Source organism: Tabrizicola sp., assembly GCF_031377265.1.
Lineage (GTDB): Bacteria > Pseudomonadota > Alphaproteobacteria > Rhodobacterales > Rhodobacteraceae > JAUYQR01.
This window is the reverse complement of the sequence record NZ_JANMET010000143.1, coordinates 1-9,381: the sequence shown is the minus strand read 5'-3', so window position 1 is coordinate 9,381 and position 9,381 is coordinate 1. Positions and strand designations below refer to the sequence as shown.

10 protein-coding genes and 1 tRNA gene are annotated in these 9,381 nt (G+C 63.9%); 5 read left to right on the top strand and 6 right to left on the bottom strand.

The window, feature by feature from the left end:
* Positions 1-102: 102 nt before the first annotated feature.
* From RMO18_RS08180 to lpdA, 3 genes are all read left to right on the top strand, one after another.
* Positions 103-606 (top strand): hypothetical protein, encoded by a 504-nt coding sequence (locus RMO18_RS08180; RefSeq protein ID WP_309665134.1) that lies wholly within the window; start codon positions 103-105, stop codon positions 604-606.
* 8 nt (positions 607-614) lie between these two features.
* Complete coding sequence (locus RMO18_RS08175) at positions 615-1,010, top strand: MAPEG family protein (RefSeq protein WP_309665136.1); 396 nt, start codon at positions 615-617, stop codon at positions 1,008-1,010.
* Positions 1,011-1,091: 81 nt separating this feature from the next.
* Positions 1,092-2,480 carry a dihydrolipoyl dehydrogenase gene (lpdA, locus tag RMO18_RS08170; protein WP_309665132.1) on the top strand — a complete coding sequence of 463 codons (1,389 nt, stop codon included), beginning with the start codon at positions 1,092-1,094 and terminating at the stop codon, positions 2,478-2,480.
* A gap of 38 nt (positions 2,481-2,518) precedes the next feature.
* Here lpdA and RMO18_RS08165 read toward each other — a convergent pair whose 3' ends face one another.
* The 4 genes from RMO18_RS08165 to RMO18_RS08150 form a co-directional block, all read right to left on the bottom strand.
* Positions 2,519-2,932, bottom strand: coding sequence for a hypothetical protein (locus RMO18_RS08165; RefSeq protein WP_309665131.1), 414 nt, complete (start codon positions 2,930-2,932; stop codon positions 2,519-2,521).
* Entirely contained in the window at positions 2,929-3,327 is a 399-nt protein-coding gene (locus RMO18_RS08160) for a hypothetical protein (protein WP_309665130.1), read from the bottom strand. The genes RMO18_RS08165 and RMO18_RS08160 overlap by 4 nt, the downstream gene beginning before the upstream one ends.
* Positions 3,328-3,650: 323 nt before the next feature.
* Complete coding sequence (locus tag RMO18_RS08155; protein ID WP_309665129.1) at positions 3,651-4,301, bottom strand: GntR family transcriptional regulator; 651 nt, start codon at positions 4,299-4,301, stop codon at positions 3,651-3,653.
* A gap of 32 nt (positions 4,302-4,333) precedes the next feature.
* Complete coding sequence (locus RMO18_RS08150) at positions 4,334-5,026, bottom strand: SprT family zinc-dependent metalloprotease (RefSeq protein WP_309665128.1); 693 nt, start codon at positions 5,024-5,026, stop codon at positions 4,334-4,336.
* A gap of 123 nt (positions 5,027-5,149) precedes the next feature.
* Here RMO18_RS08150 and RMO18_RS08145 point away from each other — a divergent pair, with 123 nt between their 5' ends.
* Together RMO18_RS08145 and RMO18_RS08140 are read left to right on the top strand one after the other, a co-directional pair.
* Positions 5,150-5,485, top strand: a complete 336-nt coding sequence (locus tag RMO18_RS08145; protein WP_309665127.1) for a TIGR02300 family protein — start codon at positions 5,150-5,152, stop codon at positions 5,483-5,485.
* A gap of 105 nt (positions 5,486-5,590) precedes the next feature.
* Positions 5,591-5,666, top strand: a tRNA-Ala gene (locus tag RMO18_RS08140).
* An 80-nt stretch (positions 5,667-5,746) separates the two neighbouring features.
* Here RMO18_RS08140 and RMO18_RS08135 read toward each other — a convergent pair.
* Both RMO18_RS08135 and RMO18_RS08130 read right to left on the bottom strand, forming a co-directional pair.
* Positions 5,747-8,860, bottom strand: a complete 3,114-nt coding sequence (locus tag RMO18_RS08135) for an efflux RND transporter permease subunit (protein WP_309665125.1) — start codon at positions 8,858-8,860, stop codon at positions 5,747-5,749.
* Positions 8,857-9,381: HlyD family efflux transporter periplasmic adaptor subunit (locus RMO18_RS08130; protein WP_309665123.1), on the bottom strand; the 525-nt coding region annotated here is incomplete at its 5' end. The genes RMO18_RS08135 and RMO18_RS08130, both read right to left, overlap by 4 nt.

Here is a 9,381-nt window from a genome sequence, read left to right as displayed (position 1 = left end):
CCGCAACCGGCCACCCCCCACACCGGACCCCACATGACCCACCCCATCCCCACCGCTCGCAGACCAAGCGCCACCCCTCCCCCACGAGGGGAGGGGTTGGGGGTGGGGGGCCGCCCGCTCACAAAACCCCGCCCCGGCCTTGAGCCGGGGCCTCCCACAACCCCAAGCGCACCCCAAAAGGTCCGGGGTCAAGCCCGGGACGCGGTCGCCCTCACCCTCGCCGCGCTCCTCCTCGCCACCCAAGCCACAGCCCAAATCATCCCCACCGGCACCCCCGCCGCCGATATCGTCCTCACCCAAGGCATCGCCGACTGGCGCATCTTCGTCACCTGCTCCGCGCTTGACTATCAGACCAACTGGAATGTGGTCGACGAGCTTTACCACGACATCACCGCCGCCTCGGCGATCCTGAAGGCCAATAACGTCCCGCAGGAGGCCATCGCCGCCTTCGCCGCCGCTGCCGATCCCGAAGCCCTCTCGCCGCCCCCCGACACCCCCTTCGCCGACGTGCAGGAACTGTGCCTCGCCCACCCCGACTGGTCGGACCGCTGGCTTGACCGCGCGTTCACTTTCCTCGAGCGCGATCTCGCAAAGGCCTTCCCATGACCCCCGAAATGACCCCCGAACTCACCGCCCTCGCCCTCGCAGGCCTCCTGCAAGCCCTGCAGTTTACTGTCTTCGCCATCCCCGCGAATTCCGAACTGACGCCGAAATACACCTCCGGCCCCCGTGACACCCCACCCTCGCGCCCGCTGACAACCGTCACCGCCCGCCTGCAACGCGCGCTCAACAACCACTTCGAAGGCCTGATCCTCTTCACCCTCGCCGTCACCGTGGTCACCTTGGGCAACCAGTCCACCCCGCTCACCCAGACCGCCGCCTACATCTACCTCGGCGCGCGCGTGCTCTACATTCCCGCCTATGCTTTTGGCCTCTCCCCTTGGCGTTCCCTGATCTGGGCGGTAGGCTTCTTCGCAACCCTGACGATGATCGTGGCCGCCCTCCTCTAGGCTTCCTCTTCGCCAAATATCCCACGGGGGGCGCGGGGGGTGTGAAACCCCCCGCTCCGCCGGCAGACCAAAGGACCCACAATGGCAAGCTTTGACGTGATCTACATTGGCGCAGGCCCCGGCGGCTATGTCTCTGCCATCCGCGCCGCACAACTGGGCCTCAGCGTCGCCGTGGTTGAGGGGCGCGAAACGCTGGGCGGCACCTGCCTCAACATCGGCTGCATCCCGTCCAAGGCACTGTTGCATGCCACCCACATGCTGCACGAAAGCCATGAGAACTTCGAAAAGATGGGCCTGATCGGTGCTGCACCAAGGGTCGATTGGGCCAAGATGCTCGGCTACAAACAAGACGTGGTCGGCCAGAACACCAAGGGCATCGAGTTTCTGTTCAAAAAGAACAAGATCACCTGGCTGAAAGGCTGGGGCAGCATCCCTGCGCCGGGCCAGGTCAAGGTCGGCGACGACCTGCATGATGCCAAAAGCATCGTCATCGCCACCGGTTCGGAACCCTCAAGCCTTCCCGGCGTCACCGTGGATGAAAAGATCATCGTCACCTCGACCGGCGCCCTGACACTGGGCAAGATCCCGAAAACCATGGTCGTGATCGGCGCCGGCGTGATCGGGCTGGAAATGGGCTCGGTCTACGCCCGGCTTGGCACCGAGGTCACGGTCGTGGAATACCTCGACGCAATCACCCCCGGCATGGACGCCGAAGTGGCCAAGGCCTTCCAGCGCATCCTTGTGAAACAGGGCCTGAAATTCATCCTCGGGGCGGCGGTTCAGGGCGCCACCACCAGCAAGAAAGGCGCAACCGTCGCCTACCGCGCACGCAAGGACAACACCGATGCCACGCTGGAGGCCGAGGTTGTCCTCGTCGCCACCGGCCGCAAGCCCTACACCACGGGCCTCGGGCTAGAGGCCTTGGGGGTCGAGATGCTGCCGCGCGGCCAGATCAAGACCGATGCGCATTTCCAGACCAGCATGAAGGGTCTTTATGCCATCGGCGATGCGATTGTCGGCCCGATGCTGGCCCACAAGGCCGAAGACGAAGGCATGGCGCTGGCCGAGATTCTCGCTGGCAAATCAGGCCATGTGAACTACGGCGTGATCCCCGGCGTGATCTACACCACACCCGAAGTGGCCAACGTGGGCCAGACCGAAGAGGCGCTGAAAGAAGCGGGCATCGCCTACAAGGTCGGCAAGTTTCCCTTCATGGGCAACGCGCGGGCCAAAGCGGTGTTTCAGGGCGAAGGCTTTGTGAAGATCCTCGCCGATACCGCCACCGACCGCATCCTTGGCGCCCATATCATCGGCCCGATGGCGGGAGATCTCATTCACGAGGTTTGCGTAGCGATGGAATTCGGCGCGTCGGCTCAGGATCTGGCACTGACCTGTCACGCGCATCCGACCTTCAGCGAAGCCGTGCGCGAGGCCGCCCTCGCCTGCGGCGACGGAGCAATTCACGCCTGAAGCCGAAACCACAGTCATGGGGCGAAAACCACCGCGCCTCAGGTCGAATGCACGGCCGGGCGCAGCGCAAGGGCCGGGTCAATGCTTGCCGGTTGGAACAGTTGGAACCCGCGTCTGGCGCAATCCTCGGCTCCAGACAGCTCGAACGACTGTTGAAACCGATCCAGCCCATAGGTTTCCAGCGCCACCCCGTCCCATTCCGCACAAATTTCGACATACTTATCGCGCAGAACGGTGTTGCCGGGCGAAAGGTTTCTGATGCAGACCAAAGCCGTGAGGGCGCAGTCAAGCACCGTCAACCGCAGGTCAGGCCGCCAAGTCTGCAAAATCGGGATCAGCTTCCAGACATCGCCGGTCCAGGCCGCATGCGGCTGCCAGCCCTTCGGGATCATGTTCCACAGCCCGCCATTGCCAAACCTGCGCGGCAGATTGTCGAGGTCGCGGGTCGTCATGTCAAATCCGAACGGTACGCAGTCATGCAGCAAATCACCCCATTCGGATCACTCGCCGCCTCGGTATTCATCACATCGCGCAGCAGGAATTCGTAAAGATGCATCCCATCGAGGAAACTCAGCCCTAGGCGGATACCGTCGCGCCGCAGAAAGTCGCTGGCAAAAAAGTCGTCGCTGGTCGCTTGGAACAGATGCAGGGCGGGCTTCTCCCCAATGATGTTCAGCTTCGTGCGGAAGAACGGATCGACAGCAATCGTCTTGCTGCGGACCGGCGCAAAGGAACGGCCCTTGCGGCAGCCGATTTCCAGGTACCGGTTGAACAGCAGGGTCTTGTGCAGGCGCTGCAGAAACCCCGTGTACCATGGCCCGTTTGCTGGTCTGAACTTCGCCTGCATTCCGTCCAACTCCCTCCGGGCCATGCCCTCGATATGGCCAAGACAGCCCGATTGCGGCATTTCGTGATGCTTCGGTCTGCACCAGCCCACGCTTCGTCTGCCGACTGCGGCGGCCCGGCGATTTTGACCCCGGCAATCGCCAGGTCAAAGGTATTTCATCCGACCGGTCCTGCATGCCCGCGGTTCAGTCCGGCATGCGGATGAAGGCCCCGATACGTCAAGGGCTGGTGCTCCTCACGCCTTCACTCTTAACAAAACATGAATCCTGCAATGCTAACCTATTGATATTATGACGGCGGACCATCTGTCCACGCGTGGACAGGCTATCCCGCCAGATGGCGCAACCCCTGCGTCACATCCGTCCTCACGGCCAGCCGCAGCCCCGGTTCATCCCCCGCCTTCAGCGCCGCAAGGATCATCCGGTGATGCTGCGGCGGCTCCCTTCGTTTCAGTTTGGCATAGACGGCCCGCATCGTCGGCCCCAGTTGCAGCCAGACCGTCTCGCACATTGCCAGCATCGCCGGGGTCTGAGCACGCAGATACAGGGTGCGGTGAAATTCCAGGTTGGTGCGAACATATTCCACCGCGTCCTGCTTCACGGCCGCCTCCGCATTCAGCATGTTGATCGCGGCCAGCCGCTCGATCAGCGCGAAATGCGCCCGTGGCAGGGCGCGCGATGCCATCTCCGGCTCCAGCAATGCCCGGATCGACGCCAGTTCCTCAATCCGCTCAGGCGACAGCTCCGGCGTCGAAATCCGCCCCGACGACGATAGCGTCAGCGCCCCTTCGGCCACCAGCCGCCGCACCGCCTCGCGCGCTGGGGTCATCGATACCCCGAACTGCCGGCCCAAACCGCGCAGCGTCAACGCCTGCCCAGGGTCAAGCTCCCCGTGCATCACCTGCTGGCGCAAGGACCGGTAGACCCGCTCGTGGGCGGCGGCGTTGGGGTCGGTCAGGCGGGGTGTGATCGGCATGGCGCAGAGGGAAACACCCGCCGCCAGCCCGGTCAATCCCCGAAGCGAAAACGGTGCAGCGATTGTCCCCGATCATGCAGCCAGGCGCGCTCGCGTTTCCAGCCGGGGTAGATGCGCGCGACCACCGCCCAATAGGCCGCCGAATGGTTCATCTCCACCAGATGCGCGGCCTCATGCGCCGCCACATAGTCAAGCACCGACGGCGGCGCCATGATCAGCCGCCAGGAATACATCAGCGCCCCGTCCGGGCTGCACGATCCCCAGCGCGACCGTGTATCCCGCAACGCCAGCCGCGCGTAGGGCCGCCCCAGCAGACCCGCGTAATGCGTCGATGCCCGCGCCAGCCGGTCGCGTGCCAGCACCTTCAGCCAGGCTGCCACCCGCGCCCCCGCCTGCCCCGGATCGCCCGGCACCAGCAACGCATCACCCTCTGCCCGAATGGCACGGCCGCTGCCCGGCGCCAGCGTCAGCATCCGCCCCTCGACCGGCAGCAAGGTCCCATGCCCCACCGCCCGCACCGCTGACTCCGGCATTGCCTGCAATGTGGCGCGCAGCCAGCCTTCCTGCCCACGCAGGAATTCCAGCGCATCCGCCTCACGCGCCCGCAGCGGCACCGACAGTGTCACCTTGCCATCCAGCCGCGACACCCTGAGCGAGAATCGCGCCGACCGCGCTGATCGTTTCAGATGCACCTCGACGGGTGGGGAACCTGGCAGAACCGGCATTAAACCCTCTTGAATTGCACATCCGTGATAGCCAATTCCGACGCCGGACGAAAGCCTTTGACACTCGCTCGCAGCTGTGGCAAGCGACTGCCTTCTCGATACTCAGCCTGTGAAGGGACTACCATGCCCAAGCAAGAATGGGGCACGAAACGCATCTGCCCAACGACCGGCAAACGTTTCTACGACCTGAACCGCTCTCCGATCGTCAGCCCCTATACGGGCGAGGTCGTGGATATCGAATCCGTGCGCCGCAAGATGGCCGCCGCCGTGATCTCACGCGTGGTGCCAGAGAAGGACGACGACGTCCTGGTCGATGATCTTGAGGCTGAAGATGATCTGCTCGTCGGTGCGGTGACCGAAGACGCGGAACTTGACGATGACCTGCTGGAAGAAGACGCCGACGACAACGTCTCGCTTGACGATCTGGCCGACGTTGCTGGCGACGAAGAAGAGGTCTGACCTCGGAAAATCCCTGCGGCGGGGGCTTGGTTTTTCCCCTTGCACCCCACCGCAGCCTACCCTAAACACCCGGCATCGCAGCGGGAACTCTGCGAAATCTCCGGTGGGGTCATAGCTCAGATGGGAGAGCGCTTGAATGGCATTCAAGAGGTCGGGAGTTCGATCCTCCCTGGCTCCACCAAATAAAACCAGACGGTTCCAATAACGAAACGGCCCGCGCAGACGATGCGCGGGCCGTTTCGTTTTGCGGTCATGAACCGGTCATTCGGCGGGTTGCGCTGCCTTCCAGGCGTGGCGCTTGGCGCGTTGCCAGAACCAGGGCCGCGGGTTGTCCGACCGGGTAACCAGCATCAACAGTGACGGGATCACGATCAGCGTCAGCACCGTCGCAAACGCCAGGCCAAACACGATGGCGCTCGACAACGAGATCCACCATTGCGTCGACGGAGCGCCATAGGTGGTCTCGTGGTTCAGGATTTCCAGGTTGAGGCCAAAGGCAATCGGCAACACGCCCAGAATCGCCGTCAGTGCCGTCAACACCACCGGCCTCGCGCGTTCGCGGCAGGTCTCGAGGATCGCCTCGATCTTCGGCCTGCCCTCGCGGCGCAGAGTGTCAAATGTATCGATCAACACGATGTTGTTGTTCACCACCACCCCGGCCAGCGCAATAACCCCGATCCCCGTCATCACGATGCCGAAGGGCTGGCCCATGATCAGCAGGCCCAACAACACGCCGATGGTCGACATGATCACCGCTGACAGTACCAGCCAGACCGACGTGAACTTGTTGAACTGCGCCAGCAGCACCACGAAAATCAGAAAGATCGCCGCCCCGAAGGCCTTGGTCAGGAACGCGCCCGCCTCGGCCTGCTCCTCATCCTCGCCGGCCAGCTTCCAGCGGATGCCCAGCTTGTCCAGCCCCGCTTTCTCCAGCTCGACCGTAACGATGTTGCGCACCACATCGGCTTGCACGCCCTCACGGATACCGGCCTGCACGGTCACCGTCCGCTCGCCATCAAGGCGCGTCAGGGTGCCGGTGGTCGGCACTGCCACGCGGGTAACGAAGTTCGAGATCGGCACCGACCCCGCCGCCGTCTGGATGCGCAGCTGGTCCAGCGCCGAGATTGTCCGCTGCTCCTGCGGCAGGCGCAGCACGATATCGACCGCATCATCCGACCCCGCCGGGCGATAGTCCGACAGCTTCAGCCCCCCGGTCACCAGTTGCACCATGGCCCCCACCGTACCGGGGGCGATGCCATAGCGGGCGGCGGCGGCGCGGTCGACCTGCAGCTCCCAGTCCACGCCGGGCGGTGGCAAGCCGTCGCTGACGTCGATCACATCGGGCACGGTGGCAAGCTTGGCCGCCACCGCCTTGGCCACATCGTTCAGCCCGGTCGGGTCAGCCGCCGACAGCTGTATCTGGATCGCCTTGCCCGTTGGCGGCCCGGCATCCGGCACCGACACTTCGATGTCGACGCCGGGAATCCCGGTCATCGCCACGCGCAGGTCCGCCAGAATCTCGTTCGCATTCTTGCGCTCGCGCCAGTCGACGAACTCGTACTGGATCACACCGATCACATCGGCGGCCACGTCATTGCCAGCCCCGCCCGCCTCGCCGGACCTTGTGTAGACCGTGGCGATCCCCGGCCAACCCAGAATCCGCGCCTCGGCCTGGGCCACCAGCGCGTCCTTTTCGTCGATGGAAAGGTTGCCGCGCGCCTTGACATACAGCAGGCCAAAGTCCGGTTCCACATTCGGAAAGAACTCCACCCCGCTGCCGAACTTGGCATAGGCATAGGGCACTGACCCCAGCACACCCAGCGCCAGAAACAGCACCATAACCGGGTGGCGCACGGCCTTGCCCACCACCCACATGTAAGCGCCGTCCTTATGCACCGGCGGGTGCTTGAACGGCTTGGCGATCAATGCGCCCAGCGTCGGCACAAAGATCAGCGCGTACAAAAGCGATGCCGAAAGCGTCACGATCAGGGTGATCGGCATGTATTTCATGAACTCGCCGACAATGCCCGGCCAGAACAACAAGGGCGAAAACGCAGCAATCCGGGTCAGCGTCGCCGCCGTCACCGGCCCCGCCATCCGGTGCGATGCCATGGCAAACGCCTCGCGTTTGTCCATGCCTTCGCTCATCCGGCGCTCGGCAAATTCGGTGACGATGATCGCATCGTCGACCAGCATCCCCACCGCCAGGATCAGCGAGAACAACACCACGATGTTCACCGTATAGCCCGCCATCGACAGCGCCAGCATCCCCATCAGGAACGATGCCGGAATCGCCAGCCCGATCAGCAGCGACGCCCGTGCCGAAAGCGCATACAGGATCACGATGAACACCAGAATGACCGCCGTCAGCACCGAGTTTTGCAGATCGCCCAGCAGCTGGCGAATGTCCTTGGATTTGTCCTGACTGAAAGTGACGACCGTGCCCTCCGGCAGCAGCGCCTTGAACTCCTCGGTGATCACCTTCACCTGATCCACAGTGGCAATCAGATTGGCACCGGTGCGCTTTGACACCTCGATGGCCACCGCCGGTTCGCCGTTCAGCCGGGTAATGGTTGCCGGGTCCTTCAGCGTGGGTCGGATCGACGCGATGTCGCGCACCCGCACAAGCGCCGTGTCGGTCGAAATCACCGGCAGGTTGGCCACATCCTCGGCAGTTTCCAGCAGTGCCGGCACCTTGATCGCATAGCGCCCCTCAACACCTTCCAGCGCCCCTGCGGCCACCAGTTGGTTGCCCGAATTGAAGCCCTCCAGCAGGATATCCGGGCGCAGGCCGTAGGTGGCCAGCTTGCCCGGATCAATCACCACTTCGACCAGATCGTCGCGCACGCCCTGCAAGGCCGCGTCCAGAACCCCCGGCAGCTCCTCGATCCGGTCGCGCAGTTCGCGTCCCGCCTTGGCCAGCACCCGCTCCGGCACATCGCCCGACAGGGTGATCACCAGCACCGGAAACTCCGAGATGTTGACCTCGTTCACCGTCGGCTCGTCGGCGCCATCGGGCAGTTCAGGCCGCGCCTGCGCCACCTTGTTGCGCACATCATCCAGCGCCTTGTTCAGGTCGGCCCCGGCCTGAAACTCGATCACCACATTGCCGCCGCCCTGATAAGCGGTGGAGTTCATCTTCTTGATCCCGCTGATCGATTTCAGCGCCGTTTCCATCGGGCGCAGCAACAGCCGCTCGGAATCCTCGGGCGAGATGCCGGAATATCCCATGCTGACGTAAAGGATCGGAATCTGGATATCCGGCTCGGCCTCTTTCGGAATGCTGACATAGGCCATCGCCCCGGCCAGCATCAGAAACAACAACACCGAGATCGTCAGGCGCGCATTGGCAATAGCCGTCTCGACAATCTTCATTCGCTCGCCCCAGCCACGGTTACCGTGTCACCGTCACGCACAAGGTCTTGCCCCGCCACGACGATGCGCACTCCGTCCGGCACGCCCGTTACCACCAGCCCAGCCTCAGTGTCATCGATCACCATGATCGGCGCGAAAGCCGTCACATTGTCGGCGCCGACGACGCGCAGGCCCAGTTCCCCCGTCTCCGACAGCGTGATCACGGATCGCGGCACTGTCACCGCACGCTGCGGGTCGGCCAACAGCTCGACCTCCGCACTCATCCCCGAAGGCAGCGCGTTGCCCGGATTGGGCAGCGAGATTTCAACCGGAAAGGTCCGCGTCTGGGCCGAAGCCTCGCGCGATACCAGCCGCACCACGCCCTCCAGCTTTTCGCCGGTGACCAGAATGACCGTTGCCTTGGAACCGGGGGCCACACTGTCCACATCAACCTCGCTGACCTCCGCCAGAACCAGAATCGGGTCAAGCGCCAGGATCGTGGCCACCGGCGCACCGGTTTGCACCCATTCGCCCAATTCAAC

Bases quoted from the DNA above. Each gene is read 5' to 3' on its own strand.
- RMO18_RS08160 (WP_309665130.1), bottom strand. From the start codon at position 3,327: ATGCAGGCGAAGTTCAGACCAGCAAACGGGCCATGGTACACGGGGTTT.
- RMO18_RS08150 (WP_309665128.1), bottom strand. From the start codon at position 5,026: ATGCCGGTTCTGCCAGGTTCCCCACCCGTCGAGGTGCATCTGAAACGA.
- RMO18_RS08135 (WP_309665125.1), bottom strand. From the start codon at position 8,860: ATGAAGATTGTCGAGACGGCTATTGCCAATGCGCGCCTGACGATCTCG.
- RMO18_RS08145 (WP_309665127.1), top strand. From the start codon at position 5,150: ATGCCCAAGCAAGAATGGGGCACGAAACGCATCTGCCCAACGACCGGC.
- RMO18_RS08155 (WP_309665129.1), bottom strand. From the start codon at position 4,301: ATGCCGATCACACCCCGCCTGACCGACCCCAACGCCGCCGCCCACGAG.
- RMO18_RS08165 (WP_309665131.1), bottom strand. From the start codon at position 2,932: ATGACGACCCGCGACCTCGACAATCTGCCGCGCAGGTTTGGCAATGGC.
- lpdA (WP_309665132.1), top strand. From the start codon at position 1,092: ATGGCAAGCTTTGACGTGATCTACATTGGCGCAGGCCCCGGCGGCTAT.
- RMO18_RS08175 (WP_309665136.1), top strand. From the start codon at position 615: ATGACCCCCGAACTCACCGCCCTCGCCCTCGCAGGCCTCCTGCAAGCC.